At 50.4% G+C, this 24,838-nt stretch carries 24 protein-coding genes and 1 other RNA gene; 15 read left to right on the plus strand and 10 right to left on the minus strand.

The annotated features are described in order from the left end of the window. Positions 1–87 precede the first annotated feature (87 nt). The 4 genes from hupB to HGO41_RS05405 all read left to right on the plus strand — a co-directional run bounded on the left by hupB (position 88) and on the right by HGO41_RS05405 (position 3,439). A complete protein-coding gene (hupB, locus tag HGO41_RS05390) occupies positions 88–363 on the plus strand; it encodes a nucleoid-associated protein HU-beta (RefSeq protein WP_013576637.1) in 276 nt (91 codons plus the stop codon). Positions 364–527: 164 nt separating this feature from the next. Then, positions 528–2,408: a peptidylprolyl isomerase gene (gene ppiD, locus HGO41_RS05395; RefSeq protein ID WP_153374577.1), complete on the plus strand. Its 1,881-nt coding sequence runs from the start codon at positions 528–530 to the stop codon at positions 2,406–2,408. A 139-nt stretch (positions 2,409–2,547) separates the two neighbouring features. Continuing rightward, positions 2,548–2,931 carry a ComEA family DNA-binding protein gene (locus tag HGO41_RS05400; protein WP_112151716.1) on the plus strand — a complete coding sequence of 128 codons (384 nt, stop codon included), beginning with the start codon at positions 2,548–2,550 and terminating at the stop codon, positions 2,929–2,931. 118 nt (positions 2,932–3,049) lie between these two features. After that, positions 3,050–3,439, plus strand: a complete 390-nt coding sequence (locus tag HGO41_RS05405; protein WP_112151715.1) for a YbgC/FadM family acyl-CoA thioesterase — start codon at positions 3,050–3,052, stop codon at positions 3,437–3,439. Between the two features lie 97 nt (positions 3,440–3,536). Here the strand turns inward: HGO41_RS05405 and queC are convergent, their stop codons facing one another. Together queC and HGO41_RS05415 are read right to left on the minus strand one after the other, a co-directional pair. After that, positions 3,537–4,235, minus strand: coding sequence for a 7-cyano-7-deazaguanine synthase QueC (queC, locus tag HGO41_RS05410; RefSeq protein ID WP_112151714.1), 699 nt, complete (start codon positions 4,233–4,235; stop codon positions 3,537–3,539). Between the two features lie 110 nt (positions 4,236–4,345). Beyond that, positions 4,346–6,058, minus strand: coding sequence for an SgrR family transcriptional regulator (locus HGO41_RS05415; protein WP_250980843.1), 1,713 nt, complete (start codon positions 6,056–6,058; stop codon positions 4,346–4,348). Between the two features lie 192 nt (positions 6,059–6,250). Here HGO41_RS05415 and cof point away from each other — a divergent pair, with 192 nt between their 5' ends. Then, complete coding sequence (gene cof / locus HGO41_RS05420; protein ID WP_013576631.1) at positions 6,251–7,072, plus strand: HMP-PP phosphatase; 822 nt, start codon at positions 6,251–6,253, stop codon at positions 7,070–7,072. 170 nt (positions 7,073–7,242) lie between these two features. Here cof and HGO41_RS05425 read toward each other — a convergent pair whose 3' ends face one another. Further along, positions 7,243–8,286, minus strand: a complete 1,044-nt coding sequence (locus HGO41_RS05425) for a PLP-dependent cysteine synthase family protein (protein WP_013576630.1) — start codon at positions 8,284–8,286, stop codon at positions 7,243–7,245. A gap of 120 nt (positions 8,287–8,406) precedes the next feature. Between HGO41_RS05425 and HGO41_RS05430 the strand changes: the two genes are divergently transcribed. The 5 genes from HGO41_RS05430 (at position 8,407) to amtB (ending at position 14,618) form a co-directional block, all read left to right on the plus strand. Next, positions 8,407–8,862 (plus strand): Lrp/AsnC family transcriptional regulator, encoded by a 456-nt coding sequence (locus HGO41_RS05430; protein WP_013576629.1) that lies wholly within the window; start codon positions 8,407–8,409, stop codon positions 8,860–8,862. A gap of 136 nt (positions 8,863–8,998) precedes the next feature. Further along, positions 8,999–10,771: a SmdA family multidrug ABC transporter permease/ATP-binding protein gene (locus tag HGO41_RS05435; RefSeq protein WP_013576628.1), complete on the plus strand. Its 1,773-nt coding sequence runs from the start codon at positions 8,999–9,001 to the stop codon at positions 10,769–10,771. Then, positions 10,731–12,563 (plus strand): SmdB family multidrug efflux ABC transporter permease/ATP-binding protein, encoded by a 1,833-nt coding sequence (locus HGO41_RS05440; RefSeq protein WP_370447488.1) that lies wholly within the window; start codon positions 10,731–10,733, stop codon positions 12,561–12,563. The genes HGO41_RS05435 and HGO41_RS05440 overlap by 41 nt, the downstream gene beginning before the upstream one ends. Before the next feature lie 341 nt (positions 12,564–12,904). Continuing rightward, positions 12,905–13,243, plus strand: a complete 339-nt coding sequence (glnK, locus tag HGO41_RS05445; RefSeq protein ID WP_009639071.1) for a P-II family nitrogen regulator — start codon at positions 12,905–12,907, stop codon at positions 13,241–13,243. 85 nt (positions 13,244–13,328) lie between these two features. After that, positions 13,329–14,618: an ammonium transporter AmtB gene (gene amtB / locus HGO41_RS05450; RefSeq protein WP_013576624.1), complete on the plus strand. Its 1,290-nt coding sequence runs from the start codon at positions 13,329–13,331 to the stop codon at positions 14,616–14,618. 140 nt (positions 14,619–14,758) lie between these two features. Here the strand turns inward: amtB and tesB are convergent, their stop codons facing one another. Next, on the minus strand, positions 14,759–15,625 hold the full coding sequence (tesB, locus tag HGO41_RS05455) for an acyl-CoA thioesterase II (RefSeq protein ID WP_013576623.1): 867 nt from the start codon (positions 15,623–15,625) through the stop codon (positions 14,759–14,761). A 271-nt stretch (positions 15,626–15,896) separates the two neighbouring features. Between tesB and HGO41_RS05460 the strand changes: the two genes are divergently transcribed. After that, positions 15,897–16,478 (plus strand): YbaY family lipoprotein, encoded by a 582-nt coding sequence (locus tag HGO41_RS05460; protein ID WP_250980844.1) that lies wholly within the window; start codon positions 15,897–15,899, stop codon positions 16,476–16,478. A 68-nt stretch (positions 16,479–16,546) separates the two neighbouring features. On the opposite strand, the gene HGO41_RS05465 is transcribed toward HGO41_RS05460, so the two are convergent. Then, entirely contained in the window at positions 16,547–16,855 is a 309-nt protein-coding gene (locus HGO41_RS05465) for an MGMT family protein (protein ID WP_037036827.1), read from the minus strand. 192 nt (positions 16,856–17,047) lie between these two features. Between HGO41_RS05465 and ffs the strand changes: the two genes are divergently transcribed. Then, positions 17,048–17,144, plus strand: an RNA gene (ffs, locus tag HGO41_RS05470) — signal recognition particle sRNA small type. A 126-nt stretch (positions 17,145–17,270) separates the two neighbouring features. On the opposite strand, the gene HGO41_RS05475 is transcribed toward ffs, so the two are convergent. Together HGO41_RS05475 and HGO41_RS05480 are read right to left on the minus strand one after the other, a co-directional pair. Then, on the minus strand, positions 17,271–18,620 hold the full coding sequence (locus HGO41_RS05475; protein WP_250980845.1) for an NCS2 family permease: 1,350 nt from the start codon (positions 18,618–18,620) through the stop codon (positions 17,271–17,273). Between the two features lie 76 nt (positions 18,621–18,696). Beyond that, the gene (locus tag HGO41_RS05480) at positions 18,697–20,484 is read right to left on the minus strand and encodes an adenine deaminase (RefSeq protein ID WP_121019776.1); all 1,788 of its coding nucleotides are present in this window, start codon (positions 20,482–20,484) and stop codon (positions 18,697–18,699) included. A gap of 139 nt (positions 20,485–20,623) precedes the next feature. Here HGO41_RS05480 and HGO41_RS05485 point away from each other — a divergent pair, with 139 nt between their 5' ends. After that, a complete protein-coding gene (locus HGO41_RS05485; RefSeq protein ID WP_217192332.1) occupies positions 20,624–21,580 on the plus strand; it encodes a LysR family transcriptional regulator in 957 nt (318 codons plus the stop codon). Between the two features lie 75 nt (positions 21,581–21,655). On the opposite strand, the gene hha is transcribed toward HGO41_RS05485, so the two are convergent. The 3 genes from hha to HGO41_RS05500 form a co-directional block, all read right to left on the minus strand. After that, positions 21,656–21,859, minus strand: a complete 204-nt coding sequence (gene hha, locus HGO41_RS05490; RefSeq protein WP_013576617.1) for a hemolysin expression-modulating protein Hha — start codon at positions 21,857–21,859, stop codon at positions 21,656–21,658. Between the two features lie 45 nt (positions 21,860–21,904). After that, complete coding sequence (gene tomB / locus HGO41_RS05495; protein ID WP_013576616.1) at positions 21,905–22,273, minus strand: Hha toxicity modulator TomB; 369 nt, start codon at positions 22,271–22,273, stop codon at positions 21,905–21,907. 229 nt (positions 22,274–22,502) lie between these two features. Beyond that, positions 22,503–22,862, minus strand: a complete 360-nt coding sequence (locus HGO41_RS05500; RefSeq protein WP_015690306.1) for a hypothetical protein — start codon at positions 22,860–22,862, stop codon at positions 22,503–22,505. 376 nt (positions 22,863–23,238) lie between these two features. Between HGO41_RS05500 and HGO41_RS05505 the strand changes: the two genes are divergently transcribed. Next, positions 23,239–23,967, plus strand: a complete 729-nt coding sequence (locus tag HGO41_RS05505; RefSeq protein WP_173362112.1) for a metal ABC transporter ATP-binding protein — start codon at positions 23,239–23,241, stop codon at positions 23,965–23,967. After that, the gene (locus HGO41_RS05510) at positions 23,964–24,821 is read left to right on the plus strand and encodes a metal ABC transporter permease (RefSeq protein WP_013576613.1); all 858 of its coding nucleotides are present in this window, start codon (positions 23,964–23,966) and stop codon (positions 24,819–24,821) included. The genes HGO41_RS05505 and HGO41_RS05510 overlap by 4 nt, the downstream gene beginning before the upstream one ends. Positions 24,822–24,838 lie beyond the last annotated feature (17 nt).

The raw sequence follows: 24,838 nt of genomic DNA on the forward strand, positions 1-24,838 counted from the left end.
TCTGACAAGATTGATATAACAGCAGCGCGGTCACGTCTGCAGGGAAAATGCGCCGTGATGAACGAATTTTAAGAGGGGATGATAAGAGTGAATAAGTCACAATTGATCGACAAAATTGCTGCCGGTGCTGATATTTCTAAAGCCGCAGCGGGACGTGTTTTAGATGCTGTTCTTGCATCTGTCACTGACACCCTGAAAGCTGGGGATGAAGTAGCTCTGGTTGGTTTTGGTACTTTCTCCGTTCGCGAGCGTTCAGCACGTACTGGTCGTAACCCACAGACCGGTAAAGAAATCAGCATTGCAGCCGCTAAAGTGCCGGGCTTCCGTGCAGGTAAAGCGCTGAAAGATGCCGTTAACGGTTAATTACCCGCAGACTGACGTCGAAACTGTGTGAGGCGCATCACTGATGCTTTTCATTCAGGTCTGGTTGTTAAACAATAACCTGACGTCATCGGGCTGGTAAGGTAAGATACAAGGCGCATCGAAAACGGTGCGCTTTTTTTATTACAGCGGAGTGTTGCCACACTATGATGGACAATTTACGCGCGGCCGCCAATCACGTCGTGCTCAAAATCATTCTGGCCCTGATTATTCTGTCCTTTATTTTGACAGGGGTAGGCAACTACCTGATCGGCGGTTCAGGCGACTATGCAGCGAAAGTGAATGGTCAGGAAATAGGACGTGCTCAGCTGGAACAGGCAGTTCAAAACCAGCGTAGCCGCTTGCAACAGCAGCTTGGAGATCAATTCTCTGCGCTTGCGGGCAGCGACGGTTATATGCAGCAATTACGCCAGGAATCCCTGAGCAACCTGATTGACGTCACGTTGCTGGATCAGTATTCCAAAAAATTAGGCATTACCGTCAGCGATCAGCAGATCAAAGATGCGATTTTTGCGACCCCGCAATTCCAGACTGATGGCCGTTTCGACAATGCTAAATATCTGCAAAGCATCCAGGGTATGGGATACACCGCGGATAACTTTGCGCAGTTGATGAAACAACAGTTAATCAGTCAGCAACTTGAGCAAGCCTACGGTCAGTCCGATTTCGTTTTGCCAGTGGAAAGTAAATCTCTAGGTGGGTTGATTCTGCAAAGTCGTGATGTGCAGACTGCCACATTGGATACCGATGCGCTGGCAGCTAAACAGCAGGTCACTGACGCTGAATTGCAGGCATTCTACGACCAGAATAAAAACAGTTTCCTCTCGCCTGAACAGGTGAAAGTCAGCTACATCGAAATGGATGCAGCGGCCATGCAGGGGAAAACTAACGTGACGGATGCGGATATCAGCGCCTATTACGACCAGCATAAAAGCGAATTTGGTCAGCCTGAACGCCGTCGCTACAGTGTCATTGTTCTGAAATCTCAGGCCGATGCTGACGCAGTGGCTGCCGAGCTGAAAAAAGGCACCGATTTCGCGGAACTGGCTAAGACCAAATCGACCGATGCGCTGAGTGCCAGACAAGGTGGTGACCTCGGCTGGATGGAGCCTGAAACGACGTTACCAGAATTTAAAAATGCCAATCTGACCACCAAAGGTCAGGTGTCTGGTGTGATTAAATCGGACAGCGGTTTCTTCATTTTGCGCCTTGATGACGTGACGCCTGAGCAGGTCAAACCGTTAGCTGACGTTCGCAACACGATTGCCGACAAGCTCAAACAAGAGAAATCATTGGATGCCTACTACGCGCTGCAACAGAAAGTCAGCGAAGCGGCAACCAATGACAACGAATCTCTGGCTTCTGCTGAAGATGTTGCCGGTACGAAAGCGGTTCACACAGATTGGTTCACTCAGAATCAAATCCCGGCAGGTATCAATTTCAAACCTGTCGTACAGGCGATTTTCGACGGCGGCCTGATTGGTCAGGACGGTTCTTCTGGCAGTAACTCAGACATTATTACCGTTGATGGTGACCGCGCCTTTGTAGTTCGCGTGGATGCGCACAAAGCTGAAGGGGTTAAACCTTTCGCTGACGTGAAAGATCAGGTGACGACGCTGGTGAAACGGCAGAAAGCACAGGATCAGGCGCGTATGGAAGGTGAGAAACTGCTGACCGCGTTGAAAGAAGGCAAAGGCGATGACGCCATCAAAGCTGCCGGCCTGACATTTGGTGCCGTCCAGAAAGTACAGCGTAGCCAGCAGCCTTCTGCATTCGAAGAAAACGTTTACGCACTGCCTCATCCTCAGAAAGACCAACCGGTTTATGGGCTGACTCAGGACGATAAAGGCAACAGTGTACTGGTCAAACTGAATGCGGTGACGCCGGGTACCATTCCTGCCGCTGATACAGCACGTTTCAATCAGGAAATGCAACAGACGTCCTCGAATGTGGCCTTTGATTCGCTGCTGACCAACCTGCGTCAGGAAGCGAAAATCAAATACGGTTCTGCTGCACAAAACCAGTAAACGCCGCAAAGTTTTGCAACGCGTTGCAACAAACAAAAGGCCGCTTCCGCGGCCTTTTCCACATTTGAATGTTGCCCATTGTCCGCTTTCTCTGCCTGATGCATTCTCTCCGTGCTGTCAAACACATGGAGGATACAGCATGAAAAAATTAGGCATCACCTCACTTTCGTTAGCTCTCGCTCTGGGACTTTCCACACTACCGGTCATGTTGCAGGCCGCGCCCAATGCGGCCAGCAGCGTGGCGACCACGACGACTGCGCCAGCGACGGCAGCCAGCAAAGTCACTGGCCCGCAAGTGAAAAAGGAACAAGTGGCAGTGACCGATGAAAGTACCGTAAGCATCAACACGGCGACTGCGGAAGAATTTGCCAATGTGATGAACGGGGTAGGGATGAAAAAAGCGCAAGCCATCGTCAGTTACCGCGAAGATCTTGGGCAATTTACGGATATCGAACAATTGCGTGAAGTTCCGGGAATTGGTGCTGCATTGTTTGAACGTAACAAGGACCGTCTGAAATTGTGACGGATGTCGCGGCGGTGATCCCTTAACGGTTGCCGCCGTTTTCTTCTGCTAATCTCTAGAGACATCTGACCAGTTTGGTTGTAAGCCTCAGACGACTATCAGGAGTTTCTTAACGATTATGCATACGTTCATTAAAGTTCGCGGTTTCCACATTGACGTTTATCAGCACGTAAACAACGCGCGTTATCTGGAATTTCTTGAAACAGCGCGCTGGGAATGGCTCGACAATCAGTCAGGTTTCCAGTGGATGAGCCAGAACAAGATTGCCTTCATCGTGGTGAATATCAACATCAATTACCGCAAGCCTGCGGTATTGGGGGATGTATTGCGCATTGACAGCAGTTTGCAACAGCTGAACGGGCGCAGTGGTGTTCTGGAGCAGGTTGTCACGTGTGAAGGTGATGTGGTTGCGGATGCGACGCTGACGTTCGTGTGTATCGATTTGCGTACGCAAAAAGCGCTGCCGCTGGAAGGGGAATTGCTCGAGCGGTTACGTGAACTGGAATAATCGTTTCCCCTTACGCAAGATCACTTTCCCGTCAAAAGAATACGCCAACGGGCGGTTGAAAGCCGCCCGTTACCGGCAAAACATTAAAACTGAAAAATTAACGCAGTCCGGTTTTCTTCTTCAGGCTGGTCATCACGCCCGCTTTATCCTGCTGGTATTGCTGCAAACCATTAGCGCGTAAATGACAGGCTGCACATTCACCACAACCATCACCAGCAATGCCGTTGTAGCAGGTCAGCGTTTTATGGCGAACCAGATCCAACTGCTGGTAATAATCGGCCAGCGCCCAGGTTTCGGCTTTATTGAGCCACATCAGCGGCGTTTCGAAACGCACATCGCGCGCCAGACCCAGCGACACAGCCGTGTTCAGCGCCTTGACGAATTCATCACGGCAATCCGGATAACCGGAGAAGTCAGTTTCACACACGCCGGTGATGACGGCTTCTGCCTGGATCTGATAGGCATAAATGGCCGCCAGCGTCAGGAACAGAATATTACGACCGGGAACGAACGTACTCGGCAAGCCCCCGTTGTTTTCATCACCAAAATTAGGCACCGGAATGTTATCGCGGGTCAGGCTGCTGACAGCCAGTTCGTTTAACAACCCGACATCCAGCACTTTATGGGCACGTGCGCCCAGTTCCACAGACAGTTTTTGTGCAATCTCGATTTCTGCACGATGACGCTGACCATAATCGAAAGTAACGCAATGGACTTCGTCATATTGCTTCAGAGCCTGAATCAGACAGGTTGTTGAATCTTGTCCGCCGCTAAAAACTACCACTGCTCTTTTCATTCTGATTACCTGTTGTTTGAAACCATTATCTGAAATTCACTGCGCATCGGGCAGTAAAAGTGCCCTAATGTTACTTTCCTTTACCCCCGGAGTGTAGTGAAACAGCTCCTTCAGACACTTTCCGTTGGCAGCGGCGGCGGAACCCATGCCTGACAGAAATCGAACCAGCCCCATGCGGTGAGTTGCACACCGCTGATGCGCGGTGGTGCGCTGACCTGATACTGATAGTTAAACAACGGTGTGACGATGGCCGACTGCATCCACTGAAATAAATGATCGCGCAGTTCGTCCGAGCGATGGTTCTCCAGCGGGATTTGCTGAATAGCGGCCAGGCGCTGTTGCTGGCAAACATAATCTTTTTCGCGCAGGATCCCCGGCCAAAGCGGATCTTGCTGTAACCAGTTCTCCAGGGAGGCATCGGGAGATTCGCCAATCAAACGATCACCGAGAAGCAGATCGGCCCAGCCCAGCAGCGCATCATCTTCCCAAAGTCGCCCGGCATGATATTTAACCTCCAGTGCACAATCTTCTTCCGCCAGCTTTTCCTTTAGTGCCTGCGCCACCAGCTCAAATTCAACCGGCGGGTGAAACAGCAATGTCAGCTTTTCAGGCAATGGAACATCAGCATCGTCATGCAAAGGTATTGGCCAGCCAGGCAGCATTTCTTTGCTGGCTTTCACCAGATCATGATCGATAGGCAAATTATCCAGCATGCCGCTGCGCTGGATCAGACGGACGATTTTACGCGCCTGAGCCTCATTCAATACGCCACGTTTCAGATTGGCGGCGATGTAGCAAAATCCCAGGCTGGTGCTGCGTCTGACCGGTTTCACGCGCGATAATTCATCCTGTTCACCCAAAATGATCCTGACCGGATGCTGGCAGCTGACATTGCTTTTTTGTGCAAAGAGTTGCGGTGTGATCCAAAATTCAATAGCCGCCAGATAAGGATGCTGTAAGGCGTACAACGTATGTTGTTCAAGCCTGATCAGTTCAGGTGAAAAGGTAGTCAGACGAAAAGGACCCGCGCCGATATGTGGATTATCGGGATGGGATAACAGGCAGTTAAGGTCGGCAAACCGGTGCGCCAGCCAGTAATCGGGTTTATCGAGATCAAACTGCAGACAAAGTGCGTGCGGCTGAGACAATTTGCTCACGCAAGCCAGATTATGTTTACTGCGCGGTGAGTTTTGCAGTTGTTCAAAGCGCGCCATTAATTGCGCGGTCTTCAGTGGTTCTCCGTTATGCCAGAACAACTGACTACGCAGGAAAAATTGCCAGGTTTTGCCGTTATTACTGATTTGCCAGTGATGGGCCAGATCGGGCTGGGGGGCTGAATTTCCCGGAATAAAACGCGTCAGTCCTGCATGAATAGTATGGGCAAGATGTTGCTCGGCACGGCCGGTCAACGTCAGCGGATCTAAAGGCTGGAGAGGGCGATAATAGGGTATACGCAGCGTGGGCGCATCTTCCTGCCATTGCCCGCCCAAATGCGGCGCCAGCAGTGCATTGAGATGGCTCGGATCCAGCTGGCTTAGCTGCAACGCGGCCGAATGTTCGCCATTTTTCAGCAACTCCTGCAAACAGGCTCCCCGCAATTCTTCGGGGGTTTTCAGGCAGCAAAGTGACGCACGCTTCCCGCGACCTGCTTGGGATTGCCAGTCAATCCAGCCCGCATCCTGAAAGTGTTTCAGCAACGTTCGGGTATGACGTTCACTGCAACAGAAAATCTCAGCCAGTTCGGCCACGGTAAACTGAACCGGAACTTGTCCGGTCTTCAGGTATAAACGCTGAAATTGATTAAGCCGGTTTTGCAGGCGCACGGTAAATACGGAACCTTATTTTTGCTGTGAATTATCCTGTTCATCATATCGTGCGTATGGCGCGCTGGCTTGCAGCGAAGAGCCAGAGTGTGAGCTAAAACCGGAACAGTATTCACAAACTGTTCACTATTAGTTCCGCAAATCGCAGTCCATACTTTGAGGGTGAAAATCATTCCTTTTCTGAGAGAAAATATGTTCCGTTTAGCTGCATTTGATATGGATGGCACTCTGCTTTTACCCGATCACACGCTGGGCGAAAAAACACTGGCAACATTGCGTCAGCTGGCTGAAAAGCCGGTAAAACTGACGTTTGCCACCGGCCGTCATTATCTCGAAATGAAAGATATTCTGGCGAACATCGGACTGGACGGTTTTCTGATCACCGGAAACGGCACGCGAATTCATGACTTGTCCGGGCACCGGTTGCATGCCAGTGACTTGTCCGAAGATTGTGCACACGAGCTTTTGCACACGCAATGGGATACACCTGCCAGCCAGCATGTATTCCGTGATGATGGCTGGTTTACGTCTCTGGACGATCCGGATTTGCTGATCCCGCATCAGTTCAGCGGCTTCCGCTATCAGTTACAGGATCTGCGTTTATTGCCTGATTCTGGTAACAGCAAAGTGTGTTTCTGCGCACCGCATGAAACCTTGCTGGCGCTGGTACCCCAACTGGAAGCGCATTTCGGCCCGCGTCTTGACCTGTGTTTTTCAGCGGCAGATTGTCTGGATGTGCAGCCCGCAGGCAGTAATAAAGGCAGTGCTCTGGCGCTTCTCACTGCAGGTCTGGGGATCGATATGTCTGAATGCATGGCATTCGGCGATGCCATGAACGACAAGGAAATGCTGGAAAGTGTCGGGATGGGGCTGATTATGGGCAACGCTTTGCCGGTGCTGAAAGAACAGGCCTCTCATTTACAAATCATCGGACATTGCCGTAATCAGGCTGTGTCTCACTTTTTGCAACACTGGCTGCACACTCCACACCTCACCTATTCCCCCGAATATTAAGGTATTGCAGCAAGCCGGGTTCACTTTAACTGTCCCGGCTTTTTTCCCCTTCATCCTTCGAACTACAACTGCGTTAGCTGCATTCTTTCACCCGAATCACTTACTCTTGTAAGCTCATCGGGATTCATTCATTTGCTGCCTTGTTGTAGTTCGAATGATTTCGAGGATATTCAGTTGAGACCTTCCAGTTGTGCAGCGTAAACGGAAATATCCCCGATATTCTTCGCTACCCAGTTGTCATCAAAGTAGGTATTCAGATAACGTTCACCGCTGTCGCAAAGCAGGGTAACGATCGAGCCGGTTTCACCTTTCTCGCGCATTTGTTTTGCCAGTTGCAATGCCCCCCACATATTGGTTCCCGTCGAGCCGCCGACTTTTCTCCCCAGTACCTGTTCAAGCCAGCGAACGGTAGCAATGCTTGCAGCATCAGGTACTTGCATCATGCTGTCAATGACGTCGGGGATAAATGAGGGTTCGGCGCGCGGGCGGCCAATGCCTTCAATGCGGCTGCTGCATTGAGCGGTAACGCTGGCATCACGTTGCTGAAAGTAATCGTAAAAGACAGAGTTTTCCGGATCCACCACGACCAGTTCGGTATCGTGCCCCTGATAGCGGATGTAGCGGCCTAGCGTTGCGGACGTTCCGCCGGTACCCGCACTCATCACCAGATAACGCGGCACCGGATACGGTTCGCGGGACATCTGACGGAAAATGCTGTCTGCAATGTTGTTGTTTCCGCGCCAGTCGGTGGCCCGTTCTGCGTAGGTGAACTGATCCATATAATGGCCGTTCAGCTCTTTAGCGAGCTGCTCTGAGGCAGCATAAATCTGACCTGAGTTTTCGACAAAGTGGCAGCGACCACCATAAAACTCAATTTGCTGAATTTTGCGCGGGGCTGTACAGGCGGGCATTACGGCAATAAAGGGCAGGCCCAGCAGACGCGCGAAATAGGCTTCGGAGACAGCGGTACTGCCCGAAGACGCTTCAATAATCGGCGTATTTTCGCGGATCCAGCCATTGCACAGGCCATATAAAAACAATGAGCGTGCCAGACGATGTTTCAGGCTGCCGGAAGGATGCGTGCTTTCATCTTTGAGATACAACGAAATTCCAGGAAAGTCGTTCAGCGTGAGACGAATTAAATGTGTGTCGGCTGAACGTTGATAATCGGCGTCGATTTCTTTAATGGCGTGAGTGACCCAGGAATTGCGCATGTTGCAGGCTCATTTAAGTGTTTTGATGAGATAAAGAATAACGTAATCACCAGAGAAATAAGTTACTCTTTGACCCATGGATCATCTTATTTGGAGAAATACTTTCTCCTGGAGTGCGGTATGGTAGATAAAATTGACCTCAGGCTTTTATCGCTGCTACAGCGGGATTGCACCCTTTCTCTGAACGAGCTGGCTGAGGCCGTCAACCTCACCACCACCCCCTGCTGGAAAAGAATAAAGCGCCTTGAAGATGACGGGATTATTTGCGGAAAAGTGGCGTTACTTGACGCTGAGAAACTGGGACTTAGCCTGACAGCATTTGTGCTGATTAAGACCCAGCATCACAACAGTGAGTGGTATCAGCGATTTGTTCAGCAAGTCGAAGCGTTTCCAGAGGTGCTGGGTTTTTACCGGATGGCGGGCGAGTACGATTATTTGCTGCAAGTTCAGGTCTCCGATATGAAAAGCTACGATAACTTTTACAAGCGACTTGTGAATGGCATTCCAGGACTGAACGACGTGACCTCAAGTTTTGCGATGGAGCGCATAAAATCGACCACCGCATTGCCGATTTAATGCAAAAGTTGCAGTAAAAAGTTTCATCAGAAACCCCTGTTAACTCTGGTATCCTTGTCGGCCTGAAGAGAAAATTGGTCTTTCTGTCGCCGGTTTAACTCAATAAAATTATTATTATTTGTATGGAAAACACTGCGTGAGATTGTTTGCACAATTAGGCTGGTACTTCCGGCGTGAATGGCGCCGGTATTTGGGTGCCGTCGCCTTACTGGTCATTATCGCCGTTCTGCAATTACTGCCGCCAAAACTGGTGGGCGTAATTATCGATGGTGTTACGTCAAAACAAATGTCTTACGGCGTGCTTTTTGCGTGGCTTGGCCTGATGCTCGGCACGGCTGTTGTGGTGTATCTGCTGCGTTATGTCTGGCGCGTGCTGCTGTTCGGCGCGTCTTATCAGCTTGCTGTTGAACTACGACAGGATTTTTTCCGTCAGCTGAGCCGTCAGCATCCCGCTTTTTATCTGCGCCATCGCACCGGTGATTTGATTGCCCGAGCGACTAATGACGTCGACCGGGTGGTGTTCGCTGCGGGAGAGGGCGTGCTGACGCTGGTCGATTCGCTGGTCATGGGGCTGGCGGTACTTATCGTTATGGCAACCCAGATCAGCTGGGAACTGACGTTATTGTCGCTGGTGCCGATGCCGGTAATGGCGATCATCATCAAGCGATATGGCGATCAACTTCATTCCCGTTTCAAAACCGCACAGGCGGCGTTTTCCTCGCTTAACGATCAGGCGCAGGAAAGCCTGACCAGTATCCGTATGATCAAAGCTTTTGGCCTGGAGAATCATCAGTCATCGCAGTTTGCTGATGTGGCTGCGGATACCGGTGCAAAAAATATGCGTGTCGCGCGTGTTGATGCCCGCTTTGATCCGACCATCTATGTCTCTATCGGTATGGCAAACCTGCTGGCCATCGGCGGCGGTAGCTGGATGGTAGTCAATGGCCACCTGACGCTGGGTGAACTCACCAGCTTTGTGATGTACCTTGGCCTGATGATCTGGCCGATGCTCGCGCTCGCCTGGATGTTTAACATTGTCGAACGTGGCAGCGCGGCTTACAGCCGTATCCGTAGCCTGTTACAGGAAGCCCCGGCTGTTGTTGATGGCACAACACCGTTACCGGCAGGCCGCGCGACGCTTGAGGCTCACATCAACGATTTCCATTATCCGGAAAATAGCCACGCTGCTTTAACGACCGTTACTTTTTCCCTGCAACCAGGGCAAATGCTGGGGTTATGCGGTCCGACAGGTTCCGGTAAAAGTACGCTGCTTTCACTCCTTCAGCGCCAGTTCGATGTCACTGACGGTGACGTGTCCTATCACGGGTTATCCCTTAAAGAAATCCAGCTTGATGACTGGCGTGCCCGGCTGGCAGTTGTCAGTCAGACGCCTTTCTTGTTCTCAGACACTGTCGCGCAGAACATTGCGCTCGGAAGGCCTGATGCCACGCAGGAAGAGATTGAAGAAGCCGCGCGTCTCGCCAGCGTTCATGATGACATTCTGCGATTGCCTCAGGGATATGAAACTGAAGTCGGCGAGCGCGGCGTCATGTTATCGGGTGGTCAGAAGCAGCGTATTTCGATTGCGCGCGCATTGCTCCTCAAAGCCGAAATTCTGATCCTGGATGATGCTTTATCCGCCGTTGATGGCCGGACGGAGCACCAGATTCTGCACAATCTGCGTCAGTGGGGAAGTGACCGTACGGTGATCATCAGCGCACATCGTCTCTCTGCACTGACCGAAGCCAGTGAGATTCTGGTCTTCAGCCAGGGGAGTATTTCGCAGCGTGGCAATCATGACCAGCTTGCTGCCGAAGCCGGCTGGTACCGCGATATGTTCCGTTATCAGCAATTAGAAGCTGCGCTGGATGATGTGTCACAGGAAAAGGAGCCGGAACACCGTGGCTGAACCCAAAAAAATTAAAATTCAGAAGCTTTGGCCAACGCTAAAGCGCCTGTTGAAATACGGGAAACCTTACCGCAAGCCGTTGTCTTATGCGGTTCTGATGTTGTGGATTGCAGCGGCAGCGGAAGTGACCGGCCCTATATTAATCAGCTTCTTTATCGATCACTACGTGGCTAAAGGTGAAATGCCGTGGGGGAAAGTCAGTTTGCTCGCGCTGAGTTTTATCTTCCTGCAATTCCTGGCAGCAAGCCTGCACTATTTTCAGGCACTGTTGTTCAACCGTGCTGCGGTGGGGGTCGTCCAATGCTTGCGCACCGAAGTCATGGATGCGGCATTACGGCAACCGTTGAGCGCATTTGATACACAGCCTGTAGGTCAGCTGATTTCCCGCGTGACTAATGACACGGAAGTTATCCGTGATCTGTATGTGACCGTGGTGTCGACAGTCTTACGCAGCATCGCCCTGATTGGTGCGATGCTGGTGGCGATGTTCAGCCTCGACTGGCGACTGGCATCGGTGGCAATTTGTATCTTCCCGGCCGTATTTGTCGTGATGGGGCTGTACCAGATTTACAGTACGCCGGTGGTGCGCAAAGTACGCGCTTATCTGGCGGATATTAATGATGGCTTCAATGAAGTCATCAACGGTATGAATGTGATTCAGCAATTCCGTCAGCAGAAAAGGTTTGGCGAACGACTTGCCCGCGCCAGCCAGTCGCACTACCTGGCCCGCATGCAAACGCTGCGACTGGAAGGATTTCTGTTGCGTCCTTTGCTCAGCTTATTCTCGTCGTTGATTTTATGCGGTCTGCTCATTCTCTTTGGATTCAGTGCCGAAGGTTCTGTGGGCGTTGGGGTTCTGTACGCCTTCATCAATTATCTCGGACGGCTCAACGAGCCTCTGATTGAACTGACCTCACAACAATCGATTATGCAGCAGGCAGTCGTTGCCGGTGAACGTATCTTTGATTTGATGGACAGGACGCAACAGCAATACGGGCCAGACGAAAAGTTGCTCACCAGCGGCGAGATTGACATCAAAGACGTCAGCTTTGCTTACCTCCCGGATAAATGGGTGCTGGAAAATATTTCCCTGCACGTGCCTTCGCGCGGTTTTGTGGCGTTGGTTGGACATACCGGCAGTGGTAAAAGTACGCTGGCAAATCTGCTGATGGGTTATTACCCGTTAAACAAAGGTGAGGTCAGGGTTGACGGACGTAACCTCGCCGACTTATCGCACACCAGCCTGCGCAAAGGTATTGCAATGGTTCAGCAGGATCCGGTGGTTCTGGCAGAATCCGTGTTCGCTAATGTCACGTTAGGCCGTGATATTGATGAAGCGCAGGTGTGGCACGCGCTGGACATTGTGCAGCTCTCACCGCTGGTACGCGAAATGCCCGAAGGTTTGAATACGCGTCTGGGAGAGCAGGGCAATAATCTTTCTGTCGGGCAGAAACAATTACTGGCGATGGCGCGCGTTTTGGTGCAGGCACCGGAAATTCTGATCCTTGACGAGGCAACGGCCAATATTGATTCCGGCACCGAGCAGGCTATTCAGCGTGCATTACGGGCTATCAGGCAGCAGACTACGCTTGTGGTTATCGCACATCGGCTTTCGACGATTGTGGATGCCGATAATATTTTGGTATTGCACCGTGGCCAGGCTGTTGAGCAGGGTAATCACTTGCAACTGCTGGCAGAAAAAGGCCGGTATTATCAGATGTATCAGTTGCAACTTGCCGGACAGCAATTGGCTTCTGCCGGACAGATTATGCCTGCAACAGAAAACGCATAATCTTTGCATCGGTGCCGTATCCCTGCGGCACCGGCTTTCTTCTTTCTCCGTTTTTCATTTCCTGTTTTTCTTTTCCCCGCACTGTATTCATGCAGGCAGAACCCTTTTTCAATTCGGGTGCACTAAAAAGCAGCGGTGAGCACTTAAATGGTGCGTGTGCTGCTGTGCTGCATATGGCATGACAACTGTGCGCCTGGTCACGATTATTCTGAAAATGCCGTATTACGCGGGAATTGCATGAATCTGCGTCCGATTTCAACTCTGGCACATCCTTTGCTTTATCCAATCCGTATCGGGCGCGAATCCTCTCGCGGCAAGCCCTTAATTCGAGGAGTGGCACAATGAAGCTGGTTACTGTGGTGATCAAACCTTTTAAGCTGGAAGACGTGCGTGAAGCGCTGTCTGCTGTTGGAATTCAGGGGCTGACCGTAACGGAAGTTAAAGGTTTTGGCCGTCAGAAAGGTCATGCCGAACTTTACCGTGGCGCGGAATACAGCGTGAACTTTCTGCCAAAAGTAAAAATCGACATTGCTATTGCAGACGATCAGCTTGATGAAGTGATCGATGTGATCAGCAAAGCGGCCTATACCGGCAAGATCGGTGATGGCAAAATTTTCGTTGCTGAATTGCAACGTGTTATCCGTATTCGTACTGGTGAAACCGACGAAGCAGCACTGTAATTTCAGGCTTTTATCTCTCATACCAATCGGTTTGAGATAAATCAGATTAGAAAAAACAGTTTTGAGAAACAGGGGTGGGTTAATAATGAAAAAACTTTTATCCATGATGGGGCTTGGTGCCGTGGCTTTGCTGCCTTCGCTTGCCATGGCAGCAGCGCCAGCAGCGGCAAACGGTGCTGATAACGCCTTTATGATGATTTGTACCGCGCTGGTATTGTTCATGACCGTACCGGGCGTGGCGTTGTTCTACGGTGGCTTACTGCGTTCTAAAAACGTTTTGTCCATGCTGACTCAGGTTATTGTCACCTTTGCTCTGGTCTGCGTGTTGTGGATCCTCTACGGCTACAGTCTGGCCTTCAGCGAAGGTAACGCGTTCTTCGGTGGTTTCAGTAACGTCATGATGAAAGGCATCGGCCTGGACTCCGTGACAGGCACCTTCTCCCAGATGATCCACGTTGCTTTCCAGTGCTCATTTGCCTGTATCACTGTGGCGCTGATCGTGGGCGGTATCGCTGAACGTGTACGTTTCTCAGCGGTTCTGATTTTCACTGTGATCTGGCTGACTTTCTCTTACATCCCGATGGCTCACATGGTGTGGGCAGGCGGTTTCCTGGCTGCTGATGGTGCGCTGGACTTTGCCGGTGGTACCGTTGTTCACATCAACGCCGCTATCGCAGGTCTGGTGGGGGCTTATCTGCTGGGTAAACGTGCCGGTTTCGGTAAAGAAGCTTTCAAACCACACAACCTGCCAATGGTCTTCACTGGTGCATCAATCCTGTATGTGGGTTGGTTCGGCTTCAACGCAGGTTCTGCAAGTGCAGCAAGCCCTGTTGCCGCGTTGGCTTTCCTGAACACGGTGATTGCAACGGCTGGTGCAATCCTGTCCTGGACACTGGTTGAATGGATGGTGCGTGGTAAACCTTCACTGCTTGGCGCAAGCTCCGGTGCTATCGCAGGTCTGGTCGCTATCACACCTGCATGTGGTACGGTCGGCGTGGGTGGTGCTCTCATCATCGGTCTCGTAGGCGGTATCACTGGCCTGTGGGGTGTGGTTACCCTGAAAAAATGGCTGCGTGTTGATGACACCTGTGACGTGTTCGGTGTTCATGGTGTGTGCGGTATCGTAGGTTGTCTGCTGACTGGCGTATTCACTTCCAGCTCACTCGGCGGCGTAGGTTATGCAGAAGGTGTGACCATGGGCCATCAGGTTTGGGTTCAGTTCTTCAGCGTGTGCGTGACATTGGTCTGGTCTGGTGTTGTTGCTTTCATCGGTTACAAAGTGGCGGACATGATCGTAGGTCTGCGTGTTCCTGAAGAACAAGAACGCGAAGGGCTGGATGTTAATAGCCACGGCGAAAACGCTTACAACCAATAATGAGATTTCAGAGAAAGTAGTGCGCTAACTCTCTCATTAATGAGTTAAAAATAATAAAATAATGATGATATGCAAAAGGGGCGATAATGATATCGCCCCTTTTTAATGCGCCATTTTTACAGGGCGCTCTTTAATGATGATTATTCAGGCTTTCGCTGACGAATAACCCCTTCCTGTACCGTGGAGGCGACCAGCACGCCATCGCGGGTATAAAACTGTCCACGCACAAAACCACGCGCACCGGATGCAGAGGTACTTTCGACGGCATACAGCAACCAGTCATCCATGCGGAACGGGCGGTGGAACCACATCGAATGGTCGATGGTCGCGACCTGCATTCCCGGTTCAAGGAAGCCAATGCCATGGGGTTGCAGCGCCGTAGGCAGGAAATTGAAGTCAGACGCATAGCCCAGTAAATACTGATGAATTCGCAAATCATCTGGCATTTCACCGTTGGCCCTGAACCACACTGCACGGTTAGGCTCTTCGACACTCCCTTTCATCGGGTTATGAAACTTCACCGGACGCATTTCAATAGGCTTATGACCAATAAATTTTTCGCGGAATTTTTCCGGTATCAGATGCGCCAGATTTTTAGCAATATCTGATTCTGATACCAGTGTTTCCGGCGGCGGCACATCCGGCATGGTGTTCTGATGCTCAAAACCACTTTCCTGGCTTTGGAACGACGCCGTCATATAGAAAATCGGCTTGCCATGCTGCACCGCTTTTACGCGGCGGGCGCTGAAACTGTTGCCATCGCGCAGGATTTCCACGTCATAGATAATCGGCTTGCTGCTGTCACCCGGGCGCAAAAAGTAGCTGTGGAAAGAATGGATACCACGTTCCGCCGGGACAGTCTGTTTGGCGGCATATAATGCCTGGCCTACGACCTGACCGCCAAAGACCTGACGTAAACCCAAGTCTTCACTTTGACCACGAAACAGCCCTTCTTCAATTTTTTCCAGATCAAGCAGATCCAGCAGATTTTTTAATGCCTGACTCATAGTGGCCTCATGAAAGTTACCGGAGAAATCGACCTAAGTTGTTCGGGGTAATGCAGGCAGGAATTTTCTGAAATACGCCTTAACCGACAGGTCTAACCTGTTAATCATAGTGGATCTTACGTTTTGTCAGAAGATCTGTTTGGCCGCTGACAGGAAAACCTCAGACTTTTGTGCCATGATTAGTAGGTAAGCTGGTTAAAGTCACTAAATTCATCGTCGGCGTTTATTACAGCTTGTCGACAAGCGACTAATAAAAAAGGGAGTACGATCAATGAAACTTTGGCAGATAGTAGGTGGAACCGCGCTGTCTCTGACTCTTGCCGGGTGCGCACAGCATCATGAGGCACCAGCGCAGCAACCTCCTGTGAATACGGCGGCTAGCCCGGACACCGGACCTGCGATCACTGGCCCGAATGTATCGGGTAGCGTGTTTATCAATCAGCGTGTAGTCTTGCCACCGGATGCTGTCCTGACGGTGACATTGTCTGATGCTTCGGTGGCGGATGCGCCATCCCGCGTGATTTCGCAAAAGGTGGCGAGAACTCAGGGTAAACAGGCACCGTTTACCTTCATCCTGCCGTATAACCCGCAGGAAATTGCCCCTAACGCGCGTATTCTGCTGAGTGCGGCGGTAACCATCAATGGTCAGATGACCTTCATCACTGACTCCATTAAAGAAGTGATTAATCACGGTCAGGGTACACGTGCCGATCTGCAACTTGTCCCGGTTGTCGCCGTCCCTGTAGCGACCAAACCCAGTGCCCTGGGACCAATGACTAACCCGTCAAATCCAGGACTGGGCACTTCGCCTGCACCGGTTAGTATGGTACCTGCACAACCAACGACCTATTAATTCATCACTTATGATGGCTAAGCACCGCTCTTGCGGTGCTTTTTTATGTGCGTTTTGAAGGCAGGCATTCACCATTTCCAGCCGTATTTCTCTAAATCGATTTTGCCTTTCTTAAACGTGATGCCCTCGGCCAGCAGTGCCTGACGCTGACGTTTAAAGTCTTCGCCCTGCAAAGAGATTTCACCGTGCCGGTTTATCACCCGGTGCCAGGGAAGAGTGCTGCCTTCCGGCAATTTCTTGAGTACCCCCCCGACCTGACGTGCCGCGCGGGGTGAACCGGCCAGTTGCGCGACGTTCCCGTAAGTTGTGACCTGCCCGACCGGGATGGCGGCGATAATCTGAAATACGCGCTGGCGAAAGTTATCGGGTTCCGACATGACATCCTCCACAGTGATTTGCGCCAGTATGACGCAAAAATTAAGGTTTTGTAGGCTCTGATTCAGGCGTATTGTTTAAGAAAACAACGGTTGTCGGCAGTTAACTTGCTTTTGTTTCGGCCATCACAGATAATGCCCACCGCTTCGATTCTCTTAGCAGAGAAATGAAGCTGACAACGTCAATGGGGGCCCTGTTGGTTCTCCCGCAACGCTAACTTGTCAACTTGGTCAGGTCCGGAAGGAAGCAGCCATGGCAGGTGTCGTGTGTGCCGGGATGTAGCTGGCAGGGCCTCCACCATTTCAGGCCTCCGGAATTATCTCTTCTCTTTGATTTCCTCCTAAAAATATCTTCAAAGCCAGGCTGCGCCCATAAAAAAGGGCACGTTTTCACGCGCCCTCTGTTAACCCGCAAGTTTCAGTGATGAACCAGCGTCGCAAAATAATACACCAGCGGGATTGCCAGAATATAAAGGCCTACAGGCACTTCACGTGCTTTTCCTGCGACCACTTTAATGATGACGTAAAACAGCAGGCCGCCGGCGATACCGGTGCCGAAGCTGTTGGAAATCAGCGTAATCATTACCATCATCAGTACCGGCAGCGCGTCGGTAAAATTCGCTAAGTCCACTTTTCGCAAATTACTGAACATGTTCAGGCCAATCAGAATCAGTGCCGGTGCGGTCGCCTCTTTCGGGATCATCAGCGCAATCGGAGTAAATAACAGCATCAGCAGAAACATGACTGCAGCGGTAAGTGCCGTCAGCCCCGTTTTACCGCCTGCTTCAGCGGCGGCAGAGGATTCGATCAATGCTGTAGCTGCAGGAATACCGACGATCGGGCCCAGCGCTGCTGCAATGGAATCCACCATGAAAGGCCGGTTGATGTTTTTCATATCGCCGTGTTCATCGAGCAATCCAGCCTCACCACCGACAGCCAGTGTGGTGCCCATCGTAGAGAAGAACTCCGAGGCGAAGAAGATAAACAGGAATGGCAGAAAGGCGATGTTGATAGCACCGATAAGATCGACTTTGCCCAATAACGGAGCAACCGAGTGAGGCAGCGAGATCCATTGCTCAGGTAAATGCGTTACGCCAAACGGTATACCCGCCACCGTCGCCAGCAAAATGGCCCATAAAATGGCACCCGGTACTTTACGAGCCTGTAACCCCACGGCGACCAGCAGACCAAGAAGCGCAATTAACGCACCCGGCGCAGTAAAATCTCCCAGAGCCAGCGCATGTGTTTTGGTATTTGCCATTACCAGCCCGGCATTGCGGAAGCCGAGCAGGGCGACAAAAATGCCAATAGAAGCGGTCAGCCCAAGCTTGATCGACTGCGGAACAGAACGGGTGACTACTTCGCGTAAGCCAAACACTGTCATCACGAAAAATAAAATCCCCGACCAGCATGCAATCCCCAGCGCGACGGGCCAGGTAACTCCGTCGCCCGCCAGCGTAATACCGACCAGTACCGAGCCGCCAATGCCAGGCCCGACCATAAAGGGCAGGTTGGCGTAAAAAGCCATCAGCAGAGAGCCCAGTACAAACACCAGGATCACGCCGGTGGTGGCTGCGCCTTTATCTATACCACTGACGGCCAGTAAGCCCGGGATCACCACCAGTAAATACGCTGCCGCCAGAACCCCGGTGATGCCAGCCAGACATTCCGTTTTAATCTTGGTCTGGCGCTGGTGCAGATGGAAGCGGCGTTGTAACCAGCTTTCGTCTGCTGAGACGGTAACATTTTTCACAGAACTTTCGGACATGCTTAAATTCCCCTGAAAATAATTTTTATAATGTTGTGTTTGCTATCTTTTTACGTCTGGTGGTTTTGAGAATGCTTCAGATTTCTTCTGGCCAGATTTCCAGAACCGGGTTGACGATTTCCCGTGAACCGCCATCTGTCAGCCCTAAATCAGTCAGATGTGGGCCTGCATTACAGGCTAAGCACGTTCCTTCGATAGCTTTGAAAACGCGATAAGGCGGTTCCCAGTCTGCGACCTGTGCACTGAGGTCGCGCAGGTTTTTAAACTGCTTCGCCAGTTCCGTGGCCGGTAAATCAGACAGCATTCCGGCAATCGGCATATCGATATTGGCCAGCAACTTGCCATGCTGGCTCAACGCCATACCGCCGCCGCTGGCGATCAGCTGATTGGCCGCTATCATCATGTCGACAGGATCCCGGCCGATAATCACCAGATTATGGGCGTCGTGAGAGTAAGAGGTCGCGATGGCACCGCGCAATGCTCCCCAGCCTTCAAGTAATGCCATTTTCGGTGTGGCGTCGTGGCGGCCATGGCGATGCTGAACCCAAATCAGGCTGAAGCCGTCGGGTATCTGTACGGCGCCATCCCGCACATTCACGGTTACTTCACTCCATTGTGTAAAGCGTGCGCCTTTAATATTGCGCAGACGCGCTTTGCCGTTGTTCAGCCCCGGAATTTTTAGCCTGAAATCAGTGGCATTAAGCGGCGTTAAGCGCATGGTGTCTCGTGGTGGAACCACTCCGCGCGCGGCGGCAGGTGTAAATAGGAGCTTGCCTTGCTGAGCTACACAGGTTCCGCCGACATATACTGCACGCGGAAGAAGATTTTCCAGCGAGTCAAACGCGATAAGATCAGCCGTGCGGCCTGCGGCAATCAGCCCTAAATCAGAACGTTGCATGCGAATAGCGGCATTCAACGTCGCCATGCGTAGTACATCTTCTGCACGTAATCCATAGGAAATCAGGAGTTTGATTAAGGCGATCAGCCCGCCTTTTTCCAGCAGATGATCGGGCGGTACGTCGTCAGTACACAATGTTATTTGTGATGAAAGATGGGGAAGTGCGAGCAAAGCGGCTGCGATATCGGGCAGAAGATAAGGATGTGAGCCGCGAATTTGCAGCGTCAGACCGGCACGCAGCTTTTCCAGGGCATCATCAGCCGAGGTCAGTTCGTGATCTGATGTCACACCTGCGGCAAGATACGCCTGCAATTGTTCATCTTTGAGGCCGCGTGCGTGGCCTTCAATCAGCTTTCCGCTGTTTAGTCCGGCTTCGAGGATTTCCAGCATTCGCCCGCTGCCATTGAGCACGCCATGCATATCCATCACTTCGGCGACACCTGCAATTTCCGGCCAGCTAAGCATTGTCTGCATTTCCTGGCCTGTGAAATCCGCACCGGACATCTCTAAGCCCGGTGTTGACGGCACGCTGGAAGGCGCAGCGCATATCACGCGTAATGGCAGATTACGGCTGGACTGGATGGCGTACTGCACCCCGGCAACGCCCAGCACATTCGCCAGTTCATGCGGATCCCAAAACACCGTTGTTGTGCCCTGAGCGACGACGATTTCGGCGTATTTTTCGGGTGGCAAATGCGAGCTTTCGATGTGAACGTGCGTGTCGATAAGGCCGGGAGAGAGGTAATTTCCTGATAAATCATCAACGTTTTCAGTCTGCGTGAATTTCCCGCGTGAATGAACGCTGGCAATCATATTGCCGGTGATGCCGACATCGGCTTCGCGAATTTCCCCTGTGACCATGTCGATGACACGGGCATTAATCAGCAGACGGTCGAAAGGGATGTTCCCCAGTGCTGCGTTTATAGCCCGCTGGCGCAGGGGCTGGGAGGTGATGCCGTCGGTCATATCAGTGTCCGGATTTAAACAATGGTGAGGCTAATGTAGGGAGCAGGGGGGGCTTTGCACAGATGAATTATTTTATCCGTTTATAAGATACGGTTATGCTGAGCAAACGTTTTCTATTTTTCGCGGAATAGCTGCTCATATGTCTGAACCCTGGCGCCGGTTACCTGCCCTTTCCCTCAAGCAAATTCAATACTTTGTGACGCTGGCACAACTGCGCAGTTTCACCGATACGGCGAATCGTCTGGCGATCAGTCAGCCCGCGCTGAGTAGCGCGCTTCGGCAAATTGAATCGGTATTAGGGGGCAAACTACTCAACCGGACGGCACAAGGTGTGAGTCTGACTGAACAGGGTGAGGCTGTTCTGCCATATGCAGAACGTTTATTGAATACCGCGCTTAGTGTTTTCGATGATATGCAGCAAATTATGCGTCAGGGCGGGGATGGCACATTACGCATTGGATTAGTACCTTCGGTGAGTACATTGTTATTTCCGGCCGTTCCACAATTACTGGCGGAATATTTCCCTGATATGCGTGTGGAATTTCATGACCTGACAAACGATGCATTATTACTGGAACTGGAGAAGGGATCAGTGGATTTTGGTATCGGTGCAACAGACAGTACAGTGCCGGAATCCATAGCTGTTTATCCACTGCTGGAAGATCCTTTTGTGGCGGTTATCAGACGCGACGATCCGCTTTCTCAGGATCACAATATTCCCTGGCGACAACTGCTGAAAAGAGATATTGCCTTGTTCTCAAAGGGGAATGTTAGCAGGCTGGTGACATCACTGAGTGAGAGTCATCGTTTGAATTTACGGGTGAGTTATCGCGTAGATTTTCAGGAGACGTTATATGGACTGGTGCGTTCGCGTCTGGCATTAGCAATATTACCAGAGTTATATACTGCAACACTTAACGATAATGAATTAACAGTGATTCACTTGCAGCAGCCCACATTAAGCAGAACAGTGGCGATGATGCGCAAACCCGCACCATTGCGTTCACCGAAAACGGAACAATGTTTTCAGTTTCTGTTGCAAACATTTCATCGGCAGATCAAAGAGAAAGTAGAAAAACTTAACTCAAAGATATAGTTAAATAATATTAACGATAATATGGTTAAATATTAACCAGCCAGACCGGGGGATATTCCGGCCTGGCTTTATAGATCAGCGTACAAATTTCCACACTGATACCGGGATTTTATCGTACAACTTGTTCATCGTTAGCTCCGCTAAACGATGGTCAGCTGCCGAGTAAAACAATTCCAGCTCGTCGTCGGAAAGTTCGTACTTATTTTTTTCAATAACACGTTCAAGTGTATCGATAGTGGTGCATTTTCGTAAACGCATCAAATAGTCGATTTTGTTCATCTTAGCCTTTTGATTTTTATCTGATGACTGCATATAAATTATTACTCAAGTCTTCATTAGGGTACAGATGTAGTCCCCTGAGAACATTCTGAATAACCGCTTCTTGGTCTTTTGCCATTGGCGTAAATCAGAATCGTTAATTCCATAATTACTGAACAGCGTGTAGGTATCATCCAGATACTCTTCAACCAGATCACTTAAATGGTTATCGTCTGGATACTTAATTTTAAAACTCATCACAAAGGATGCAATGTGCTCAATCAGTTCATTGAGCTGCAAGTTAACAGCCGAAGTCGGATCGTTAACCCAACCATGATGACTGTCACCCAGTGTCGCAATCCCTTCATCATACAGCATTTCATTCAGGTAGCGTAACTGAGCGATATCGTGCCGCTTAGGCGAGTACTCATCCATATCATCCCCTCCGTAATGGTTTATTCGGTGTTGATAACACTCTGTGAGTAAACAACAAAACTTAATGGCTTACAGGAAACGGCTCTCACTAAAACGCTATGAACTGGCTTAAACATCAAAGACAATCACAATGAACAGTGTTCGGGATGAGGTTTAAAGGATTTAATATACAGCCGGTATTTTAAATATAATTCATTTTTAGAAAGCTGTGCAAACGTATTACTCAAACTTACAATTCTTCAGCCGTTGAGCCTTTGAAGGACTCAATAATATCAAACTCCAATCCGTCAGGTTTAACCCAGAATCTGACACTTTGCTTCGTTAACTCATCAGCATTAATGTCCAGACAACCATTGAAAATCGTCCATTTGAACTGGTAAGTCATTGAATAATAGTTTTTGCCAATTTGTGTTATTGACACGATCTGCAAAGAATTTGTTTCATAACGTGCATTTTCTGAAAAATAAGTTAAATCTCCAATTAAGGACTCTTCAATTTCAGACAAAGCAGGTTCAATAATCTGTTGTAACTCATCAACCGTAAGAATATTCCCATTAATATCACAATGGATCAATTTCTTCAAAGGCATTTACCTCTTAAGCACATATCCCTTCATTATCGCATATTTTCATCAGGATGTGTTTTGGGCAGAGAAAAAAATTTCCAAACCAAAATTCCATAACTTTTTGATTGTAGTGCAAATTACAACTCATTCATCAATTTTTACTCTTTTTTAACAGTTAAGATCCGTGTTCTCTCAAAAACGGCCTGCTATCCCTTCTGCCGTAAAAAACTGAAACAGTTCATGTATTGATACTCATACCCTATTGTGATGTTATATTATAACTTTTTGGAGGGGGTATGACAAAAACACTCTTTACACTTTCTTCGCCGGTACGCTGCGTCGCTGTACTGGCTGTGCTCGCTTTGTTATGGGCAGCTATTTACTGGGCAATTTCACTACCATGATTTTTGTTAATGACCTCGAAGTGGGGTATGACCGTCAGGCGGTGGCCATGCCCCTTAACGGACAGTTTTGTCCGGGTTCCCTGACAGCTGTCATTGGTGCCAACGGTGCCGGGAAATCCACCTTTCTCAAAACATTAGCCGGTTTGCAGCAGGCTGTGGCAGGGAATATAACTTTCACGGGCGGGAAACGCCCCCGACTGGCGTATTTGCCACAGCAGGCTGAGCTGGATCGCAGTTTCCCTATCAGCGTGTTTGATCTGGTCGCGATGGGATGCTGGCCGCAAAGCGGGTTATTCGGTGGCATAAACCAACAGTCTGCGATAGCCGTCGATAAGGCGCTGGAGACGGTGGGGATGACGGAAATGTCGCATCTGCCCGTAGGATCGCTTTCTGGCGGGCAATTGCAACGTACGCTGTTTGCCCGCTTACTGGTGCAACAGGCACCCCTCATTATGCTTGATGAACCGTTCACAGGTATCGACACTCAAACCATCGATTTACTGTTAAAAGTCATCGCGCAATGGCATCAGGAAGGAAAAACTGTCATCGCGGTTTTGCATGATATTTCGATGGTTGCACGACACTTTCCGCACGTGCTTTACCTCAGTGGACAGCAGAATTTATGGGGAAGCGCACAGGATGTCCTCGGGCATTTTCCTCATCAGGCGCATGCCTGCATTTCGACAGAACCTTTCTCCCTGACGACGGGAGTCGCAAATTCATGATGCTTTTTCATCTGCTTGCCGATCCTTTCATTGAATTCGGTTTCATGCGGCGCGCTTTGATTGCCTGCATCGCATTATCAATCAGCGCCACGCCATTGGGCGTTTTCCTGTTATTACGCCGGATGAGTCTGGTGGGTGATGCACTTTCGCATGCTGTTTTACCCGGCGCAGCGATTGGCTATCTGATCTCGGGGATGTCGCTGGTCGCCATGGGGATTGGTGGTTTTATCGCAGGCCTGGCTGTTGCGATGCTGTCCGGGCTGGTGAGTCGTCGTACACAATTGAAAGAAGACGCCAGTTTCGCCGGTTTCTATCTTGGCTCTCTGGCACTTGGGGTCACGCTGGTTTCCCTGCGCGGTTCGAGCGTGGATCTTTTACATGTGCTGTTTGGCTCAATTCTTGCCATCGATTCATCCGCCATGATTATGGTCGGTATTATCGCCAGTCTTTCTTTACTGGTCTTGGCATGCATTTACCGTGCACTGGTCATTGAGTCATTTGATTCGCTATTTCTGCGTGTCAGCGCCGGAAAATGGCTGGCAGCGATCCATGGAATGTTTCTGGCGCTGGTGGTGATCAATCTGGTGGCGGGTTTCCAGATCCTCGGCACTCTGATGTCTGTCGGGCTGATGATGTTGCCTGCCGCCAGTGCCCGTTTCTGGGCTCGCGACCTGCCTCATACCTTACTGAGCGCGATGATTATTGGTGTGATTGCCAGCGTTGTAGGACTCATCTGGTCTTATTATGCTTCGTTGCCCGCCGGGCCCGCGATAGTGCTGAGTGCGACAGTGATCTTCTTCATTTCGGTTTTATTCGGAAAGCGGGGCGGCATGTTAACCGCCTCGCGAAGTTAAGCAGCAATACGTTAATA

It is taken from the genome of Rahnella sp. CG8, assembly GCF_023701875.1.
Lineage (GTDB): Bacteria > Pseudomonadota > Gammaproteobacteria > Enterobacterales > Enterobacteriaceae > Rahnella > Rahnella aceris.